Origin of the sequence: Devosia sp. CN2-171, from assembly GCF_049354815.1 — a bacterium.
Taxonomy (GTDB): Bacteria; Pseudomonadota; Alphaproteobacteria; order Rhizobiales; family Devosiaceae; genus Devosia_A.
On the sequence record NZ_CP186479.1, the window covers coordinates 3,007,416 to 3,025,444 of the forward strand.

Annotated in this window: 25 protein-coding genes; 11 read left to right on the top strand and 14 right to left on the bottom strand. The window is 65.1% G+C overall.

Annotated features, from left to right (window positions below; all coding sequences use genetic code 11):
* Positions 1-14 precede the first annotated feature (14 nt).
* Genes dapB through ACOYW5_RS14885 form a run of 3 tightly spaced genes read left to right on the top strand, consistent with a single transcriptional unit; the run spans position 15 to position 1,815 of the window.
* Positions 15-824, top strand: coding sequence for a 4-hydroxy-tetrahydrodipicolinate reductase (gene dapB, locus ACOYW5_RS14875; protein ID WP_423065671.1), 810 nt, complete (start codon positions 15-17; stop codon positions 822-824).
* Positions 825-834: 10 nt separating this feature from the next.
* The gene (locus tag ACOYW5_RS14880; protein ID WP_423065672.1) at positions 835-1,449 is read left to right on the top strand and encodes a 2,3-bisphosphoglycerate-dependent phosphoglycerate mutase; all 615 of its coding nucleotides are present in this window, start codon (positions 835-837) and stop codon (positions 1,447-1,449) included.
* Positions 1,450-1,470: 21 nt separating this feature from the next.
* Entirely contained in the window at positions 1,471-1,815 is a 345-nt protein-coding gene (locus tag ACOYW5_RS14885) for an Imm52 family immunity protein (protein ID WP_423069475.1), read from the top strand.
* A gap of 121 nt (positions 1,816-1,936) precedes the next feature.
* Here the strand turns inward: ACOYW5_RS14885 and ACOYW5_RS14890 are convergent, their stop codons facing one another.
* Positions 1,937-2,800 (bottom strand): methylated-DNA--[protein]-cysteine S-methyltransferase, encoded by an 864-nt coding sequence (locus tag ACOYW5_RS14890; RefSeq protein ID WP_423065673.1) that lies wholly within the window; start codon positions 2,798-2,800, stop codon positions 1,937-1,939.
* A 58-nt stretch (positions 2,801-2,858) separates the two neighbouring features.
* Positions 2,859-3,278 carry a DUF2244 domain-containing protein gene (locus ACOYW5_RS14895; RefSeq protein WP_423065674.1) on the bottom strand — a complete coding sequence of 140 codons (420 nt, stop codon included), beginning with the start codon at positions 3,276-3,278 and terminating at the stop codon, positions 2,859-2,861.
* Positions 3,279-3,377: 99 nt separating this feature from the next.
* Here ACOYW5_RS14895 and nth point away from each other — a divergent pair, with 99 nt between their 5' ends.
* On the top strand, positions 3,378-4,061 hold the full coding sequence (nth, locus tag ACOYW5_RS14900; RefSeq protein ID WP_423069476.1) for an endonuclease III: 684 nt from the start codon (positions 3,378-3,380) through the stop codon (positions 4,059-4,061).
* Positions 4,062-4,167: 106 nt separating this feature from the next.
* Here nth and ACOYW5_RS14905 read toward each other — a convergent pair whose 3' ends face one another.
* Positions 4,168-4,617 (bottom strand): DUF2214 family protein, encoded by a 450-nt coding sequence (locus ACOYW5_RS14905; protein ID WP_423065675.1) that lies wholly within the window; start codon positions 4,615-4,617, stop codon positions 4,168-4,170.
* A gap of 82 nt (positions 4,618-4,699) precedes the next feature.
* Here ACOYW5_RS14905 and ACOYW5_RS14910 point away from each other — a divergent pair, with 82 nt between their 5' ends.
* The gene (locus ACOYW5_RS14910) at positions 4,700-5,299 is read left to right on the top strand and encodes a TetR/AcrR family transcriptional regulator (protein ID WP_423065676.1); all 600 of its coding nucleotides are present in this window, start codon (positions 4,700-4,702) and stop codon (positions 5,297-5,299) included.
* A gap of 75 nt (positions 5,300-5,374) precedes the next feature.
* Positions 5,375-6,376, top strand: coding sequence for an adenosine kinase (locus tag ACOYW5_RS14915; RefSeq protein ID WP_423065677.1), 1,002 nt, complete (start codon positions 5,375-5,377; stop codon positions 6,374-6,376).
* Between the two features lie 16 nt (positions 6,377-6,392).
* Here ACOYW5_RS14915 and coaA read toward each other — a convergent pair whose 3' ends face one another.
* The 9 genes from coaA to ACOYW5_RS14960 all read right to left on the bottom strand — a co-directional run bounded on the left by coaA (position 6,393) and on the right by ACOYW5_RS14960 (position 11,203).
* The gene (gene coaA, locus ACOYW5_RS14920) at positions 6,393-7,343 is read right to left on the bottom strand and encodes a type I pantothenate kinase (RefSeq protein WP_423065678.1); all 951 of its coding nucleotides are present in this window, start codon (positions 7,341-7,343) and stop codon (positions 6,393-6,395) included.
* Positions 7,340-7,666 (bottom strand): phosphoribosyl-ATP diphosphatase, encoded by a 327-nt coding sequence (locus ACOYW5_RS14925; protein WP_423065679.1) that lies wholly within the window; start codon positions 7,664-7,666, stop codon positions 7,340-7,342. Before ACOYW5_RS14925 ends, coaA begins: the two co-directional genes overlap by 4 nt.
* Positions 7,663-8,469, bottom strand: a complete 807-nt coding sequence (gene hisF, locus ACOYW5_RS14930) for an imidazole glycerol phosphate synthase subunit HisF (protein ID WP_423065680.1) — start codon at positions 8,467-8,469, stop codon at positions 7,663-7,665. The genes ACOYW5_RS14925 and hisF overlap by 4 nt, the downstream gene beginning before the upstream one ends.
* Positions 8,466-8,690 (bottom strand): hypothetical protein, encoded by a 225-nt coding sequence (locus ACOYW5_RS14935; protein ID WP_423065681.1) that lies wholly within the window; start codon positions 8,688-8,690, stop codon positions 8,466-8,468. Before ACOYW5_RS14935 ends, hisF begins: the two co-directional genes overlap by 4 nt.
* Positions 8,683-9,000 (bottom strand): hypothetical protein, encoded by a 318-nt coding sequence (locus ACOYW5_RS14940; RefSeq protein ID WP_423065682.1) that lies wholly within the window; start codon positions 8,998-9,000, stop codon positions 8,683-8,685. Before ACOYW5_RS14940 ends, ACOYW5_RS14935 begins: the two co-directional genes overlap by 8 nt.
* The gene (locus ACOYW5_RS14945) at positions 8,997-9,305 is read right to left on the bottom strand and encodes a hypothetical protein (RefSeq protein WP_423065683.1); all 309 of its coding nucleotides are present in this window, start codon (positions 9,303-9,305) and stop codon (positions 8,997-8,999) included. Before ACOYW5_RS14945 ends, ACOYW5_RS14940 begins: the two co-directional genes overlap by 4 nt.
* Positions 9,302-10,039: a 1-(5-phosphoribosyl)-5-[(5-phosphoribosylamino)methylideneamino]imidazole-4-carboxamide isomerase gene (gene hisA / locus ACOYW5_RS14950; protein ID WP_423065684.1), complete on the bottom strand. Its 738-nt coding sequence runs from the start codon at positions 10,037-10,039 to the stop codon at positions 9,302-9,304. Before hisA ends, ACOYW5_RS14945 begins: the two co-directional genes overlap by 4 nt.
* Positions 10,040-10,205: 166 nt before the next feature.
* Positions 10,206-10,856, bottom strand: coding sequence for an imidazole glycerol phosphate synthase subunit HisH (gene hisH, locus ACOYW5_RS14955; RefSeq protein ID WP_423065685.1), 651 nt, complete (start codon positions 10,854-10,856; stop codon positions 10,206-10,208).
* Positions 10,853-11,203 carry a DUF2628 domain-containing protein gene (locus tag ACOYW5_RS14960; protein WP_423065686.1) on the bottom strand — a complete coding sequence of 117 codons (351 nt, stop codon included), beginning with the start codon at positions 11,201-11,203 and terminating at the stop codon, positions 10,853-10,855. The genes hisH and ACOYW5_RS14960 overlap by 4 nt, the downstream gene beginning before the upstream one ends.
* 117 nt (positions 11,204-11,320) lie before the next feature.
* Between ACOYW5_RS14960 and ACOYW5_RS14965 the strand changes: the two genes are divergently transcribed.
* On the top strand, positions 11,321-11,461 hold the full coding sequence (locus ACOYW5_RS14965; RefSeq protein ID WP_423065687.1) for a hypothetical protein: 141 nt from the start codon (positions 11,321-11,323) through the stop codon (positions 11,459-11,461).
* A 59-nt stretch (positions 11,462-11,520) separates the two neighbouring features.
* On the opposite strand, the gene hisB is transcribed toward ACOYW5_RS14965, so the two are convergent.
* A complete protein-coding gene (gene hisB, locus ACOYW5_RS14970) occupies positions 11,521-12,108 on the bottom strand; it encodes an imidazoleglycerol-phosphate dehydratase HisB (protein WP_423065688.1) in 588 nt (195 codons plus the stop codon).
* Positions 12,109-12,283: 175 nt separating this feature from the next.
* Here hisB and hslV point away from each other — a divergent pair, with 175 nt between their 5' ends.
* The 4 genes from hslV (at position 12,284) to ACOYW5_RS14990 (ending at position 16,049) form a co-directional block, all read left to right on the top strand.
* Positions 12,284-12,841: an ATP-dependent protease subunit HslV gene (hslV, locus tag ACOYW5_RS14975; RefSeq protein WP_423065689.1), complete on the top strand. Its 558-nt coding sequence runs from the start codon at positions 12,284-12,286 to the stop codon at positions 12,839-12,841.
* Between the two features lies 1 nt (position 12,842).
* Positions 12,843-13,337, top strand: coding sequence for a GNAT family N-acetyltransferase (locus tag ACOYW5_RS14980; RefSeq protein ID WP_423065690.1), 495 nt, complete (start codon positions 12,843-12,845; stop codon positions 13,335-13,337).
* Between the two features lie 22 nt (positions 13,338-13,359).
* A complete protein-coding gene (hslU, locus tag ACOYW5_RS14985; RefSeq protein WP_423065691.1) occupies positions 13,360-14,670 on the top strand; it encodes an ATP-dependent protease ATPase subunit HslU in 1,311 nt (436 codons plus the stop codon).
* A 212-nt stretch (positions 14,671-14,882) separates the two neighbouring features.
* Positions 14,883-16,049, top strand: a complete 1,167-nt coding sequence (locus tag ACOYW5_RS14990; protein ID WP_423065692.1) for a pyridoxal phosphate-dependent aminotransferase — start codon at positions 14,883-14,885, stop codon at positions 16,047-16,049.
* Positions 16,050-16,079: 30 nt separating this feature from the next.
* Here the strand turns inward: ACOYW5_RS14990 and ACOYW5_RS14995 are convergent, their stop codons facing one another.
* A complete protein-coding gene (locus ACOYW5_RS14995; protein ID WP_423065693.1) occupies positions 16,080-18,029 on the bottom strand; it encodes a putative bifunctional diguanylate cyclase/phosphodiesterase in 1,950 nt (649 codons plus the stop codon).

An 18,029-nucleotide genomic window follows, 5' to 3' on the forward strand; every position in this document is an offset into this window, starting at 1 on the left:
GTCGGGAGCCGGGCATGTCTGATCTCAAGGTCGCAATCGCGGGAGCCGGCGGACGCATGGGCGGCGCCAATATCCGCGCGATCGCGGCGACACCGGGGCTCGCGGTCTTTTCGGCTTTTGATCGCAGCGGCCCCGCCATCGGCCGGGATGCGGGCGAGCTGGCCGGCGTGGATGCGCTCGGCGTCGCCATCACCGACAATGTCGACGCCGCCCTTACCGGCGCCGAAGCAATCATCGATTTCACCGCCCCCGCCAATTCTGTGGCGCTGGCGAAGGAGGCGGCCAGACGCGGCCTCATCCACATCATCGGCACCACCGGCTGCATCGAGGCCGATGATGCGGCCATCACAGATGCCGCCGCAAACGGCGCCCGCATCGTCAAGGCCGGGAATTTCTCGCTCGGCGTCAACGTGCTGCTCGGCCTCGTCAAGCAGGCGGCCGCGGCGCTGCCGGGCTTCGACATCGAAATCCTCGAGATGCACCACAACAAGAAGGTGGACGCGCCCTCGGGCACAGCGCTGATGCTCGGCGAAGCCGCCGCGCGCGGCCGCAATCTCGATCTCAAGACCCATTCGGTGCGTGTCCGCGACGGCCATACCGGCCCGCGCGAGGCTGGCAGCATCGGCTTTGCCACGCTACGCGGCGGCAATGTCGTCGGCGAGCACAAGGTGATCCTCGCCGGCCCGTCCGAGCGGATCGAACTCAACCACATCGCCGACAACCGCGCGCTCTTTGCAGAAGGCGCGGTGCGGGCGGCGCTCTGGGCCCGCGACCAGCGGCCCGGCCTCTATTCCATGGCCGACGTGCTCGGCTTCAACTCATAGGAACTGATCGATGACCGGTACGCTGATCCTCGTGCGCCATGGCGAGAGCGAGTGGAACCTGAAAAACCTCTTCACCGGCTGGCGCAACCCGGACCTCACCGAGAAGGGGATCAGCGAGGCCAAAGCCGCCGGCGAGCGCCTCAAGACGGCCGGCTTCAAGCCCGACGCCTACTTTACCTCCGCACTGCGCCGGGCCCAGCACACGCTCGACCTGATCCTCGAGACCCAGGGCATCACCGAGGTGACGATCACCCGTTCCAAGCTCCTCAACGAGCGCGACTATGGCGACCTCTCGGGCCTCAACAAGGACGATGCGCGGAAGAAGTGGGGCGAAGAGCAGGTGCTGATCTGGCGCCGCTCGTTCGATGTCCCCCCGCCGGGCGGCGAAAGCCTCAAGGACACGGCGGCCCGCACGCTGCCCTATTTCGACGCCGAAATCCTGCCGCTGCTCAAGGCCCGCAAGACCGTCCTCGTCGCCGCGCACGGCAACTCGCTGCGCTCGATCGTCATGGCCATCGAGGGGCTGACCCCCGAACAGATCCTCAAGCGCGAACTCGCGACGGGGGAACCGGTGGTCTACAAGATCGGGGCTGATGGGAAGCTGGCGGGGACGGTGGCGGTCTGAGGGCAACCAACCATGCGGATCATGGTCGGCGTCTACTGGGCAGCGCGGCAGGAGTCACTTGACGCGTGCGCGGAACGTCTACGCAGGCATTTCGATCTGCTCAGTGAATTGTCTGAGTGGACGCGCGTTTGGTACCGTCGGCCGAACTCGGTACGAAAGGGGAGCGTGCCAACTTCGCTTGCCAGCCACAATGATCTCGTTCGTTTACTCGGGCGAGGAGTGAACAGGCGAGACGACAACCGGGAGCCCATCGTCGACCTTGGCTGGCAGCTTCATCTCTGGAACGGCTATCAAGCGGCAACCCGTGCCAGACGGACGTTCATTGCGGATGCTATTCCGTCTGGGTTGGAAACTACGCGACGCTAACCCTCGAAGGTTCATTCGACCCGGCAGTGATACTGCCCACCGTTTCTGGGCTAAAAGAAATCTGGACCGCCGGGACGGCACACGCGTGGGTCAATAACACCGAAGTGAGCCCCCTGCCGAACTAAGCCCCCACCACCCCACTCTCCCATCCCAGAATCGCCCGCTTCCGCGGCACGCCCCAGTGGTACCCGGTGAGCGCCCCGGTCGAACCCACCACCCGGTGGCACGGCACGACGAAGCTGATCGGGTTCTTGCCCACGGCCGCCCCCACGGCCCGAGCCGCGGTCGGCTTGCCGATATGCTGGGCGACGGTCTGGTAGGTCGTGGCCTTCCCCACCGGGATTTTCAGCAGCGTCTGCCAGACCTTGATCTCGAAATCGGTGCCGATCAGCACGACCCGCACCGGCTCCTCGGCATTCCAGCGCTGGGGGTCGAACACCCGCGCCGCCACCGGCCGCACAGCCGCGTCATCGCGTCGATAGCTCGCGTTCGGCCAGCGGTTGGCGAGGTCCTCGAAGGCCGCCTCGACGCTGGTGTGCTCATCGGCAAAGCCGATGCCAGAGAGTCCGTATTCGGTCATGGTCAGCACGGCCGTGCCGAAGGGGGAAGGCGCGATGCCCCAGGTCATCTCCAGCCCCTCGCCCTTGTTGCGATAGGCGCCGGGCGGCATGGCTTCGTGCGTCACGAACAGGTCGTGTAACCGCGAGGTCGAGGAGAAGCCGACCTCGTAGGTCGTATCCAAGACGCTCTGCTTGTCGGCCAATAGCTTCTTGGCGTGGTTCAGCGCCACGCATTGGGCGAAGCTCTTGGGGCTCAGCCCGCACCAGCGGCGGAAGAGGTCGGTGAGCTGCCGCTCGGTCAGCCCGAGTGCGCGGGCAAAGCGCGGCAGGTCGGTTTCATCGGGCAGGGTCTCGCTGAGATAAGCGATGGCCGCCTGCACGGTCTCGTAGTCCGAATTGGCGATGATGGTTTCGTGCTTGCTCATGGGCTGAACATAGGCACCCGAGGTATCCGATGCGACCCGGTTTTGACGGGTTGCGGGACTAAACCCGCGCTCGCTTCAGCGCAGTGCCAAAGGCTTTGGCAAAGCTCGATTTCTCGTCGGTATTGAGGAACGTCCCCACCTCGATGTCCCGCTCGCCGGTCCTAAGGTGCAGCCCGGTGGTCCGCTCGTTGAAATCGCGGTCGATCACCAGCTTCACATAGAACGGGTTGAACCGCGTCAGCGTCTCCTTGCCGGTGCCGTCGACCTGCTTCAGCTCGAGCTGGTCGGGCCAGAGCGTCACCTGCTCATAGCGCTTGCCGTCGCGCTGATGCGCCAAGAGGGCCCAGGCGATCAGCCCGACATCGAGCCCCATGAAGCCGACAATCGGCCAGGCGCCCATCGAGAAAAAGATGATGCCGGGAATGGTCGCGAGCACGGCGACCATGACGATGACCGCGCGAAAGCCCCGGCGCCCCATCGAACGATGGGGCGTCAGCTTTGCCGCAAAGAGCGGCCTCGCTTGCGTTTGCGTCGTCATCCTGGGCATCACTATAAGCCGAGAATCGGGTTGGCGGAAATGGCGCAGCAAAAAGTGAAACGGTCGCCCAAAAGGCTTCCAAAGGCAGATGTCGAAGCGATTTTCGGCGCTCTTGCGGCGAGCAACCCCGAACCGAAGGGTGAACTCGACTACGTCAACCCGTTCACGCTGCTGGTCGCGGTGGTCCTTTCTGCCCAGGCAACGGACGCCGGCGTCAACAAAGCGACCAAAACACTGTTCCAGCTCGCCGATACGCCCGAGAAAATGGTCGCCCTCGGCGTCGCCGGGATCGAGGAGCGGATCAAAACGATCGGGCTCTTCCGCAACAAGGCCAAGAACACCTTCGCGCTCAGCCAGCAGCTGATCGAAAAGTTCAATTCCAAGGTGCCCGAGCACCGCGAGGCGCTCGAAAGTCTGCCGGGCGTCGGACGAAAGACAGCCAATGTCGTCCTCAACATCGCGTTCCGGCAGCCGACCATCGCGGTCGACACGCACCTGTTCCGCGTCTCCAACCGCACGGGGCTCGCCCCCGGCAACACTCCGCTCGAGGTGGAGACGGGCCTCATGAAGGTCACCCCCGACCAGTACATGCTGCACGCGCATCACTGGCTGATCCTCCACGGCCGCTACATCTGCAAGGCCCGCAAACCCGATTGCTGGCGCTGCATCATTCGCGAATGGTGCCGGTTCGAGCCGAAGACGCCGGCCCCGAAGGGGACCTAACCCCACCCCGCGCTTGAACTCCGAAAGATTGCCCCTTCTCCGGTCGGGTGAAATCCCACCAGTGCTTGAAGTGAGGCGTGCTGGAGGATTCTACGATGGTTGCAATCTACACCCCATACCCCCGCGCCATCGCTGCGGCGAAGCTGGGGATGAAGACAAAGATCGCCACCTGCAGCCACAGGAACTGGCGGGCCCTTGCTACCTCCGGGGGCGGCGGGACGAACCCGGGGTCTGCCTGTGCCGTCCGCCGCCAGCGGGCTATCGCTATCGTCGCCGGCACCGAGGCGATGCCCATGGCGACGAAGGCGAGCATCTTGGCCCAGAACACCCAGTTGCCGACGTAATATTCCCAACCGGCGGCGCCGAAGATCACTCTGACGATGCCGACGATGATGACGAGACCAGCCGCCGCGCCATAGGCGGCGTCGAGGGAGCCGAGCTGGCCAAGCCGCCGGCCTTCGATACCCGGACGCAAGAGCGCGAACTCGCCGGCGAATATGCCGACCAGGCTGAACACGGCGAGGTGGTGGAGGATGGCGAGGATCAGGTCGAGCATTTGTGTCGCGTCCCTTCCGCCTCGACCCAGCCGAGGCAGCATGTTAACACTGTACGCATCGAGATAGTCCCATATGTGATCAATGTCAACATCCACAGAATCCGACCGCTACCATCACGGCGACCTGCGCCGCGCCCTGGTCGAGGCCGCGCTCGACCTGCTCGCCGAGGGCGGCACCGAGGCCCTCGGCCTGCGTGAGCTGGCGCGCCGGGTCGGCGTGTCCGCGGCCGCGCCCTATCGGCACTTCCGCGACCGGCAGGCACTGATCCAGGCCGTGGCGGCGGCGGGGTTCGAGAAGTTCGATGCCGAAGTCTGCGGCGCCAAGGACGGCGTGGCGCCCGAGGACCAGTTCGCCACCATGGCCGAGGCCTATGTGCATTTCGCACTGGCGAATCCCAGGCTGTACCGGCTGATGTTTTCGTCCGAGCTGGGCAAGTTCGAGGACCCCGAACTGCGCCGCGCCGCGGACGCCGCCTATGCGAGTCTCGCTGTCGCCGCGGCGAGGGAGGATCCCGACGCACCGGGTGAAGCGGCGATCAGCGCCTGGGCCTTCGTCCACGGGCTCTCCATGCTGCTGCTCGACGGGCAGCTGCTCGGGGTCACCCCGGAGACCGCCGATCCGTTGATCCGCAAGCTCACCCGCCGCAGCGCCGACCAGCTTAGGCGAGGCCGAAGTCCCTGAGTCCGTTGCGCCTCGCGCAAATCTCCTCTAAGTCCGGCGCCGGCTCGTTTTCTCCGTTTGAGACAAGGATTACCGATGGCCGAGGCCCGGTTCGACGTATTGACCATCGGCAATGCCATCGTCGACGTCATTGCACCCCTCGAACCCGGCTTCCTCGAGCGTGAAGGCCTTTCCGAAGGCATCATGCATCTCGTCGACGCGGAGCGCAGCGAATACCTCTACCAGCGCATGCCTGCGGAGAAGCAGCAGATCTCGGGTGGCAGCTCGGGCAATACGGCTGCCGGCGTTGCGTCGCTCGGTGGGCGCGCCGCCTTCGTGGGCAAGGTGGCCGACGACGCGCTTGGTGATGTGTTCGAAGACGACCTCAAGCGCATCGGCGTCCACTACGGCGTTTCCCGCCTCGTCGACGGTCCGGCCACGGCGCGCTGCATGATCCTCGTCTCGCCGCATGGCGAGCGGACGATGAACACTTATCTCGGCGCCTGCCACCAGCTCACCACAGCCGACATCAAGGAAGACGAGATCGGCGGCGCCACCATCACCTACATGGAAGGGTTCCTGTGGGATCCGACCGAAGCCAAGAAGGCCTTCGTGATGGCCGCGCACTATGCGCACAAGCACGAGAAGGCCGCCTCCTTCACCCTCTCCGACCCGTTCTGCGTCAACCGCTACCGCGACGAGTTCCTCGACCTCATCCGAAGTAAGACCATGGATATCGTCTTCGGCAATATCGAAGAGCTGAAGTCGCTGTACCAGACCGATTTCCACGGCGCGGTGCAGGCCATCGCCCAGGATGCCGAGTTTGCCGCCATCACCATGGGCGCCCAGGGCGCCATGGCCATCCACAATGGCGAGATCATCACCGTGCCGGCTTACGCCGTGCCCGAAGTGGTCGATGTCACCGGCGCCGGTGACCTCTTCGCGTCAGGCTTCCTGCTGGCGCTGGCGCGTGAACGCGACCTCCGCACGGCGCTCCAGGCCGGCTGCCTCGCGGCCAGCGAAGTGATCTCGCATATCGGCGCACGACCGGTGGCGGATCTGCAGGCAATGGCCGCCGAGCATGGGGTCGGAGTTTAGGCTGGGCAGGTGAAACTCACACCTTCCGCAACGCCACCCGCTCGATCGTGTGACTGCGCCCCTTGGTCAGCACCAGGTCAGCCCTGCTCCGCGTCGGCTGGATATTGTCCCGCAGGTTCGGCAGGTTGATCTCGGTCCACGCCCACATGCCGAACTTTTCCGCTTCCTCGGCGCTCATCTGGGTGAAGCGGTGGAAGAAGCTCTTGGGGTCGGCAAAGGCGGTCTGACGCAAGCGCCGGAAGCGCTCCATGAACCAAGCCCTCAGGTCCGCCTCGGCGGCATCGATAAAGATCGAGAAATCAAGGAAGTCGGAAGCGAAGAGGATCGGGCGGCCGGATTTTGGCAACTCGCCCGGCTGCAGGATATTCAACCCCTCGACGATCAGGATGTCTGGCCGATCGATGGTGGTGAACTGCCCCGGCACGACGTCGTAGACGAGATGCGAGTAGACCGGCACCTTCACATCAGGTTTTCCGGACTTGATGTCGCTGAGGAACCGGATCAGCGCGGTGCGATCATAGCTCTCTGGAAAACCCTTGCGGTCGGCGAGCTTCAGTTCGTCCAGTTTGGCATTCGAGAACAGGAACCCGTCCGTCGTCACGAGATCGACCTTGGGCGAACTCGGCCAGCGGCTGAGCAGCGCCCGCAGGATGCGCGAGGTGGTGGATTTCCCCACCGCAACCGAACCCGCAACACCGATAATGTACGGGACCTTCCGTCCATCGGCGCCGAGGAACTTCGTCGATGCGTCGTGCAACTGCTGCGTCGCCTCGACATAGAGCGAGATCAGCCGGCTCAGCGGCAGGTAGATTTCCTCGGCCTCGACAAACGAGATCGGGTCGGTCAGCGCGCGCAGCCGCTCGATATCAGCCGGCTCCAGTGTCATCGGCTCGTCGGCGCGGAAGCGGCTCCATTCGGCCTTGGTGAAATAGTGGTAGGGCTCGAGCTTCCTGTCGTCAGCAGTCACTTGCCCTGCCCCCGCGACGCCTTTTCCTGGAGGCCCGACTGCGCAGTGCGGCGCTCGAGCTGTGCCATTACGTCGCTGAGCGGCACCCCGGCGGCGCGCAATAGCACGAGCAGGTGGTAGAGCACGTCCGAGGCTTCGCTTTCGGTGCCCTTCCTGTCCTTGGTGACGGACGAGATGATGATCTCGGCCGCTTCCTCGCCGAACTTCTTGGCGCAGCGCTCGACACCGTCCTTGAGGAGCTTGGCCGTATAGCTCTCGTCCGGCGACGCACTCGCGCGGGCGGCGATGCGCTGGTCCAGGTCTTCAAGTGTGAAGCTCATCAAATCTCTCCCGCGTTGGTATCGCGCCGCATCGGGATGCCGTGGCGCTCCATGTAGTCCTTGGCCTCGCCCACCGTAAAAGTGCCGAAGTGGAAGATCGAGGCAGCGAGCACCGCCGAGGCGTGCCCCTCCTTCACCCCGTCGACGAGATCGTTGAGTGTGCCGACGCCGCCGGAAGCGATCACCGGCACATGCACGCTGTCGGCGATGGCGCGGGTCAGCTTCAGATCGAAGCCGGACTTGGTGCCGTCGCGATCCATCGAGGTCACCAGCAGCTCGCCGGCGCCAAGCTCGACCATCTTCGCGGCGAATTCCACGGCATCGAGCCCGGTCGGGTTGCGGCCGCCATGGGTGTAGATTTCCCACTCGTCCATGTTGTGCTGGCCCGGCGCGCGGTTCTGGCGCTGGCGGGCATCGACCGAAACGACGATGCACTGGTCGCCGAATTTGTCGGCGGCGCGGGCGATGAAATCGGGGTCGTTCACGGCCGACGTGTTGATCGCCACCTTGTCGGCACCGGCGAGCAGGAGCTTGCGGATATCCTCAATCCGCCGCACCCCGCCACCCACCGTCACCGGCATGAAGCAGTGCTCGGCGGTGCGCGCCACCACGTCGTAGATGGTTTCGCGATTGTCCGAGCTCGCGGTGATGTCGAGGAAGGTCAACTCGTCCGCGCCGGCAGCGTTATAGGCGATCGCCGCCTCCACCGGATCGCCGGCATCGATCAGGTCGACGAACTGCACGCCCTTGACGACGCGGCCGTCCTTGACGTCGAGGCAGGGAATGATCCGGGTCTTGAGGGTCATCGAGGCAGGTCCTTGGGGCGTTTCTTCAGCTTGCTCCAGATCGCGCCGATGAAGCTGAACAGCCAGAAGAAGAAGGCGAAGAGGCCCATCAGGCCGATGAGAGGCGACAGGATCCCCGTGAAGCCGAGATAGACGAGCAGGAGGATCGGCAGGATGGCGATGCCGTACCACCACAGGTCGACCTTGCCAATCAGCACCGGCTTGTTGCGCAGCCTAGGCATCGAAACCCGCCTTCCGCTTCCACCGCCCGCGATGCCAGTAGAGCACCCCAAGCCAGGCAAAGATCAGCAGGATCCCGGCCGGCCAGGTCACCAGCGCATACCAGAAGGTATTGGCCATCGCCTGCAGCTCGCCCGCCTTGTCGACACCATCGACGATGCAGGGATCGAGCACGCCATTGCTGACCGTGCAGCCATGGCTTTGCGCGACATTGGCCGCATAGACCGTCAGCGCGATCGGCGCCATGGCGCCGACAAAGATAAGCACCAGTGCGATCAGATAGGGCCACCACGGAAAGCGCGGGGCTGTCATGCGGCATTCCTCCACCGGCGTCGATGAACCAGCAGCACCGTCAGCCATATGGGCAACGCGATGAAGGCAAACCACATCCAAGTGAACGCGACGGCTCTGGACCAGAGAAGGGTACTGCCGAGAATTGGTCCCAATTCCGTCCGGCCGATCACACAGGTTGTGCCCCCCTTCAAATCGAAGGTGCAGCCATTGAGTTGCAGTATCCAGTCGGCACCGACGGACAGTGCCAACGGCACGAGAAACGGCACCAGAATTACAGCCAGCCACCACCAATACCGACGCATTGGGAAGCGTGGGTCACTCACGCCGCCCTCACCTGCTTGAGCAGCGCCAGCGCTTCACGTGAATCAATGCGCCCGTCGTAAAGCGCACGACCTGAGATCGCGCCTTCGAGCACCTGGTACTGCGGTTCGGTCATGGTCCGGATATCATCCATCGAGGCAAGCCCGCCCGAGGCGATCACCGGGATAGACACCGCCGTCGCAAGCTCCAGCGTCGAGGGCCAGTTGATGCCCTTGAGCACGCCGTCACGGTCGATATCGGTGTAGATTATCGCCGCGACCCCGGCCCCCTCGAAACGCTGGCCGAGCTCAATCGCCGTCAGCTCGGACGTTTCCGCCCAACCCTCGACCGCCACCTTGCCGCCACGCGCATCGATGCCGACCGCGACTTGCCCCGGAAACAGCCGCGCCGCTTCCCGCACCAGCCCCGGATCACGCACCGCGACCGTGCCGAGGATGACGCGGGCGAGACCCTTGCCCAGCCAGCTCTCGATATGCGCGATGGTCCGGATACCACCACCGAGCTGTACCGGAAATTTCACCGCGCCGAGGATAGCCTCGACCGCGACGCCATTCACACTCTCGCCGGCGAACGCGCCGTTGAGATCGACGACATGCAGGTACTCGAACCCCTGGTCCTCGAACGATTTCGCCTGCGCGGCGGGATCGTCATTGAACACGGTCGCCTGCGCCATGTCGCCCAGCTTCAGCCGGACGCACTGGCCATCCTTCAGGTCGATGGCGGGGAAAAGGATCATGCGGAGGCTCCTGCCTGCATCGAGCGTGGGGCACACCCCCTCCCAACCTCCCCCGTCAAGGGGGAGGTGCCGTTCAGTGGCTGACCCTCGATCCTGCCAAAAGCACCGGCAGACACCTCCCCCCTCGCGGGGGAGGTTGGGAGGGGGGGAGCGGCGATCACGAAACTCACGGCTTCCACCGCAGAAAATTCCCAATGAGCGTCAGGCCGAGGGTCTGGCTCTTCTCAGGATGGAACTGGGTGCCCAGCATATTGTCGCGACCGACGATGGCGGTGACGGTCTGGCCGTAGTCAGCCGACGCCACCAGCGTCTCGGGCCCGTCCGTCGCGAGGTGATAGGAGTGGACGAAATAGGCGTGCAGCCCATTCTCGCCATCCGGGATGCCGTCGAGCAGCACATGCGGCGCGCCGAAGCGCAGCGTGTTCCAGCCCATGTGGGGCACCTTGAGTGCACCTTTGGGCTCCAGCCGCACCACCGCACCGGGAATCCAGCCGAGCCCCTTGGTGATCGCCTTCTCGCGCCCCTCGGTCGCCATCAGCTGCATGCCGACGCAGATACCGAGGAACGGTACCCCACCCTTGATGACGCGCTCCTCGAGCACCTCGACCATGCCGGTCACGGCATCGAGCCCGGCGCGGCAATCGGCGAAGGCGCCGACGCCCGGCAGCACGATCCGGTCGGCTCGGCGGACGGCCTCGACGTCGTCGGTGACGAGAATTTCGTCGCCGGTTCCCGTCTCGCGCGCGGCGCGTTCGAAGGCCTTGGCGGCCGAGCGGAGGTTACCCGAGCCGTAGTCGATAATGGTGACGGTGCTCATTTGCCCTGCCGCTTCAGGTATTCGACGAGGGCGAAATCTTCGCCCTGGGCGACAAAGTCGCCCTGGTAGTCGCCGCCGGTCTTTGCCGTCTTCACCCGGCGGAAGGCCGGCGCCTCGAAGCCAATCAGGATCGCCAGCAGCACGTAGAGCCAGAACGCCGCCTCGCCGCCGATCACGAAGGATAGCGCCACGATCACGACGGTGGCGAACACCCAGCCGGCGAGCAGCAGCCACAGTCCATGGACGAGCGCATGGACCGGCGGCACGAGGGCGGCGGACCATGAAAAGCGATCGGCGACCGCAACCGGGCCATCGCTTTTACGCGCATAGACGGAATAGAGCGACACAGGCTAACCTCTGGGGATCGGGCTATGCGGTTCGCCTTAGAGCAAAACCGCCGCGGTTGGAAGATGAGGGAACCAGCCGCTACGCCCGGCATTGGTCTGAAGCACGAGGAGAGCCTGATGACACACGACGCTCACGACAGCCATGGCGAGCATGCCCAGGCAACATTTCTCGGCTGGTGCGCCGTCGGCCTGCTGGTGTTCATGGGTGTGTTCACCCTCGGCGTCCTCGGCGCCGCGGCCATGTACGGCTTCAGCTAAGCGCGGAGCGCCTTCAGGAAAAGCTGCAGGCTTTTCCTGAAGGCGCGACCAGTTAAGCCCTAGAGCGTGCCCTTGGTCGACGGGATCACGTCGGCGGTGCGCGGATCGATCTCCACGGCACTTCGCAATGCCCGGGCCAGCGCCTTGAAGGCGCTCTCGGCGATATGGTGGTTGTTGTCGCCGTAGAAGGTCTCGACATGGAGCGTGATGCCGGCATTCATGGCGAAGGCCTGGAACCACTCGCGGAAAAGCTCGGTGTCCATCTCACCCACCTTGTCGCGGGTGAACTCGACCTTCCAGACAAGGAACGGCCGCCCCGACACATCGAGCGCGACGCGGGTCAGTGTGCCGTCCATCGGCAGGTCCGACGAGGCATAGCGGCGGATGCCCTTCTTGTCGCCGAGCGCTTTCTTCACGGCTTCGCCCAGCGCGATCCCGACATCCTCGGCCGTGTGGTGGAAGTCGATATGGAGGTCGCCCTTGGCGCGTACGGTCATGTCGATCAGCGAGTGCTTGCTCAGCTGGTCCAGCATGTGGTCGAGGAAACCGATGCCGGTCTGCATATCGTGCTTGCCGGTACCGTCGAGGTTCACCGAGACGGTGATCTCGGTCTCATTGGTCTTGCGGGCGATTTCAGCGGTACGCATGGCAGAATTTCCGGTTGTCGCGGCGGCTCTAGCAGATAGCGCCGGAGCGGTGAAGATGCGGTGAAGGCCCGCTCTCCCTCGGTAACCTCCGGGGAACTACCCAACCGTCTAGCCCGGTTTGCATTCCCCCGCCCCGCGCCTAAATAAGGCGGAACAGTTCTGGAGTTATTTCCCCATGTCGAAAGACAACGAGTTCCCCGGCTGGCACGGCACGACGATCGTCGCCGTCCGCAAGGGCAACAAGGTGGTGGTCGCCGGTGACGGACAGGTCTCGGTCGGCAACACCGTGATGAAGCACAATGCCAAGAAGGTCCGGCGCCTCGCCGACGGCAAGGTGATCGGCGGCTTCGCCGGCGCCACGGCCGACGCCTTCACGCTGTTCGAGCGGCTCGAAGCCAAGCTGATCCAGTACCCGGACCAGCTGATGCGCGCGTCCGTCGAACTCGCCAAGGACTGGCGCACCGATCGGTACCTGCGCCGCCTCGAAGCCATGATGATCGTCGCCGACAAGGACACGACCCTGGTGCTCACCGGCACAGGTGACGTCCTCACCCCCGATCACGACACCATCGCCATCGGCTCGGGCGGCAACTACGCCTACTCGGCCGCGCTGGCCTTGAGCGAAAATACCGATCTCGACGCCGAGGACATCGCGCGCAAGGCGATGAAGATCGCGGCCGAGGTCTGCATCTACACCAACGAAAACGTCACGCTCGAGTCGATCGAGCGTTGATGTGAGCTACACCGTCCGCCGCCTCAGCGCCGACGATTCCCTGGCCTATCGGACCATCCGGCTCGATGGGCTGGAGGATGCGCCGGCGGCGTTCGGTGCCTCTCTCGCGGAAGACACCGCGCTGCCTGACGAGGAGTGGAAGGCCCGGCTCACGCGGAATTTCGCCTATGGCGTCTTCGACGGCAGTGAACTTGGCGGCATCGCCGGGTTCTTCGCCGAAGGCGGCGCCAAAACCAGGCATCGCGGACACCTCGTCGGCGTCTATATGCGCCCGGCGTTCCGCGCTACCGGCGCGTCGCGGCTGCTGCTCGATGCAGTAATCGGCGCGGCCCGCGAGCACGTGCAGTTTCTCTACCTGCAGGTGACGCAAGCCAACACACCGGCCGTACGGCTCTATGAGCGCATGGGCTTTGTTGTCTACGGCAAGGACCCGGGCGGCCTGATGGTCGACGGGGTCATGCACGAGGACTACCTGATGATGCTGCGCCTCGCGTGAGGGCAGCGGAAAGTGATGATGAATGAGTGACACCAATTTCTCCCCGCGCGAAATCGTCGCCGAACTCGACCGCTACATCGTCGGCCAGCACGATGCGAAGCGCGCCGTCGCCGTGGCGCTGCGCAATCGCTGGCGCCGCCAGCAGCTGCCGGAAGATCTCCGCGCCGAGGTGACGCCCAAGAACATCCTGATGATCGGGCCGACCGGCGTCGGCAAGACCGAGATTTCGCGTCGGCTGGCCAAGCTCGCCCAGGCGCCGTTCATCAAGGTCGAGGCCACCAAGTTCACCGAGGTCGGCTATGTCGGCCGCGATGTCGAGCAGATCGTGCGCGACCTAGTAGAGGCCGGCATTTCGCTCCTGCGCGACAAGAAGCGCGCCGAAGTCCAGGCGCAGGCCCATCACAATGCCGAGGAGCGCGTCCTCGATGCGCTGGTCGGCTCATCCGCCTCCCCCTCGACCCGCGACGCCTTCCGCGCAAAACTCCGCAACAACGAGCTCGACGACAAGGAAATCGAGGTCGAGATGCAGCCCTCGGGCAATTCCGGCGGCTTCGAGATTCCCGGCATGCCGGGCGCCAATATCGGCGTCATCAACATCCAGGACATGCTCGGCAAGGCCTTTGGCGGCCGCGGCGTCAAGCGGAAGGTCAAGGTGAAGGACGCGCACCAGCCGCTGATCGCCGAGGAAGCCGACAAGCTGCTCGACCAGGATGCGCTCAACAAGGAAGCCGTCGACCTCGTCGAGAACCACGGCATCGCCTTCATCGACGAGATCGACAAGATCGTGAATCGCGAGGGCGGCTACGGTGGTGGCGTCAGCCGCGAAGGCGTGCAGCGCGACCTGTTACCGCTGATCGAAGGCACGACCGTTTCGACCAAGTACGGCCCGGTGAAGACCGACCACATCCTCTTCATCGCTTCGGGCGCCTTCCACGTTGCCAAGCCCTCGGACCTCCTGCCCGAGCTGCAGGGCCGCCTCCCCATCCGCGTCGAGCTCAAGGCGCTGACCCGCGACGACCTGGTGGGCATCCTCAACGACACCGACGCCAGCCTCATCAAGCAGTATGTGGCGCTGATGAAGACCGAGGGCCTCACCCTCGATTTCACGCCGGACTCGATCGAGGCCATCGCCGATGCCGCGGTGCATGTGAACTCGACGGTCGAGAACATCGGCGCCCGCCGCCTCGCCACCATCCTTGAGCGGCTGGTCGAGGACATCTCGTTCGATGCGCCGGACAAGTCAGGCGAGACAATTCGCATCGACAAGGCCTATGTCGACGACCGCATCGGCAAGATGGCGGCGGACACGGACCTGAGCCGGTTCGTGCTGTAGACTGACTGCGGCCGAGACGGCCCCCCCATCCTCCCCCCTAAAGGGGGAGGTGTCCCGCCGGTGTGTTTGGCACAAATCGAAGACCGAAACTCGACTCTTCACCTCCCCCTTTATGGGGAGGCCGGGAGGGGGCCGTCTGCGAATGGCTGCAACGCGATGCCGCAACCACCCACCAGCTTGTCGAAATCCTCCCCTTCGGCGATACCCATCGCATGACCCTCTTCGCCGCCGCCCGCCCCGCCGTCCAGTCCCTGCAATCCTCCCTCATCCGCGACGTCGCCAATGCCGCGATGGGCCGGACCGACGTCCTCCCGTTCTGGTTCGGCGAATCCGACCAGCCGACCCCGCAATTCATCCGCGAAGCCGCGATGGCCTCGCTCGGCAGCGGCGAGACCTTCTACTCGCAGAATCTCGGCCGGCCGTACCTGCGCGAAGCGATCGGCACCTACCTCACCAACCTTCACGGCACGCCGGTCGATGCCGGCCGCATCGCCGCGGTCGGGTCCGGCGTCTCCGGCCTGATGCTCGCCGCGCAGATGGTGGTCTCGCCCGGCGATCGTGTCGTCGCCGTCACGCCGCTCTGGCCCAATATCGTCGAGATCCCAAAGATCCTGGGCGCCACCGTCGACCGCGTCCCGCTCACCGTCGCCAACGGCAAGTGGTCGCTCGATCTCGACGGGCTGCTGGCCGCGCTGACCCCCGACACCCGCATGGTGATCATCAACTCACCGAACAATCCGACCGGCTGGACCATCGAGGAAGCCGAGGTCGACGCGATCCTCAGCCATTGCCGCAAGCATGGCATCTGGATTCTCAGCGACGATGTATACGAGCGGCTGGTGCACGACCCTGCCCGCAAATCCGCGCCGTCGTTCCTCCGCCGCTATCAGCCGGGCGACCGGATCATCTCGGTCAACAGCTTCTCGAAGGCCTGGTCGATGACCGGCTGGCGCATCGGCTGGCTCGTCACGCCCGAGACGCTGACCAACGATCTCGGCAAGATCATCGAATACAACACCTCATGCATCCTCGAGCCGATCCAGCGCGCCGCCACCGCCGCCGTCACCCACGGCGAACCGGAAGTGGCAAAGCTCCGCGCCCACCTCACGGCAACGCGAAACCTCCTAGTCGATGAGCTTCGGTCACTCCCGGGCGTGGTCGTGCCGGAGGCGGGCGGGGCGATGTATGTGTTCTTCCGCATCGAAGGCCAGGACGACACGCTGGCGCTGGCGAAGCGCCTCGTCGAGGAGGCGGGCCTCGGGCTTGCCCCGGGCGGTGCGTTCGGGCCGGAAGGTAATGGCTGGCTGCGCTGGTGCCACGCGACAGAACCGCAGAAACTCCACGAGGGGATCAGGCGCCTCCGCGCTTTTCTCAGCTGAGGGTTGTTCCACGTGAATCCGCGGAACAGCTCACGTCCCGCGCATCGCTCCCGTGGCCCGGCGCTCGGGCCCGCGGCGCGGGGCTGCCGGCGCGGCATCCGACATGCGCAGCAACCGATGCACCGCCTCGCGCGGCATCGGGTTGGCGATGAGGAACCCCTGCGCTTCGGCAAAGCCCATGTCGCAGACCCGATCGAGCTGCGCCGCGGTCTCGATCCCCTCGACCGTGGTGCGTATGCCCATGCGGCGGCCGATATCGGCGACGGCGCCCAGAACGATCGCAGCCCGGCTGCCGTCGTCGCCAGCAACGAACGGCCCGCCGATCTTGAGCTTGTCGAAGGGGAAATCGAGCAGGTAGCTCAGCGCCGAGAAGCCGGTGCCGAAATCGTCCAGCGCGATCCCCAGGCCAAGTCCGCGCAGCTGTTTGAGGATCTCGATGTTGGTGCCCGTGGCGGCGAGCAACGCGCTCTCGGTGATTTCGAGCTCGACACGCTCATGGGCGATGCCGCTCGCGGCCAGCGCGTCGACCACCACGCCGACGAGATTGCCACGTTCGAACTGCACAGGTGACACATTGATGGCGATGCGCTGCCCACTGGGCCATTGCGCCGCCTCGGCCAGCGCTTCGTGGATCGCCCATTCGCCGATCGGGGCGATAAGGCCCAACTCTTCGGCCAGCGGGATGAAATCGGCCGGCAGGATCATGCCGGCGGTCGGATGGTGCCAGCGTAGCAGCGCCTCGAAGCCGGTGATGGTGCGCGAGGTGAGGTCGAGCACCGGCTGGTAGTGCAGCTCCAGCTCGTCGCCCGCCAGCGCATGCCGCAGGTCGCGCTCCAGCCGGCTGCGGTCGGAAATAGCGCCGGCGAGATCTGGGGCAAAGAAGCGCTGCCCGCCGCGCCGCCCGCGCTTGATCGAATAGAGCGCGAGGTCGCCGTTCTGCAGCAGCCGATCCGGACCGCCGCCGTCGCGCGGCGCCATGGCGATGCCGATGCTGACCCCGACCAGCACCGCATGCGCGTCGATCTCGAAGGGCCGGCGGATTTCCTCGAGGATCTGCTTGGCCAGCGCCGTTGCACTGTCATCGGTGGCGCCCGGCAGCAGAACAGCGAACTCGTCGCCACCCATACGGCCCACAGTGCCGCCGTCGCCGAGGCAATGGCGCAGCCGCGCCGCGACCTGGCGCAACAGGTTGTCGCCGGCCGCATGGCCCATGGAATCGTTGATCGCCTTGAAGCCGTCGAGATCGAGGCAAAGCACGGCAAAGCTGCCGCCCGGCGGCAGCGTTTCGAAGGCGAGGCCGAGGCGCTGGTAGAACAGGTTGCGGTTGGGCAGCTCGGTCAGCGGGTCGTGATAGGCTTGGAAGGCGAGCTCGGCCTGCATGTTGTGGAGTTCGGTGATGTCCTTGTGCATCGTCACCCAGCCGCCATCCGGCATGGCGCGGTGGCTGACCGAGACGACGCGGCCATTGTTGAGATGGTGCGTCGCCGATGAGCTCAATCCATCGCGTGCCGCCGCCAGCCGCTCCTCGAGATAGGCCTTGGGATCGTTGCCGGCCGAGGTCCCGGCGACGATGCGGGCCTTGATGATGGCGGTGAGCGAGGTGCCGCGCCGGCCGAAACGGCGCGGCAGGCTGTACATTTCGAGATACTGCTGGTTGCACACCACGAGGCGCTCGTGCCTGTCGAACATGGCGAGGCCTTGCGCCATGTTCTCCAGCGCGGTGGCGAACCGGGTGTTCTGGGTCCGCAGCCGCTCCTGGCTGAGCCGCAGCTTGCCGGTTTGCCTCTTGATCTCGGCCTGCAGCCCGACCTGGAACTCCATCAGCTCGCCGACCATCAGCTCGATCGAGCGGTCGGTGCGGGCGCGATCCTGCTCGACTTCCTCATAGGCGGCTGCGACCAGCCGTCCGAGGGTGTCGAGGTCGACATGGCCGGTGTCGTCAGTGGCTTTTTCGAGCTGCCGGTCGAACAGTTTACGCAC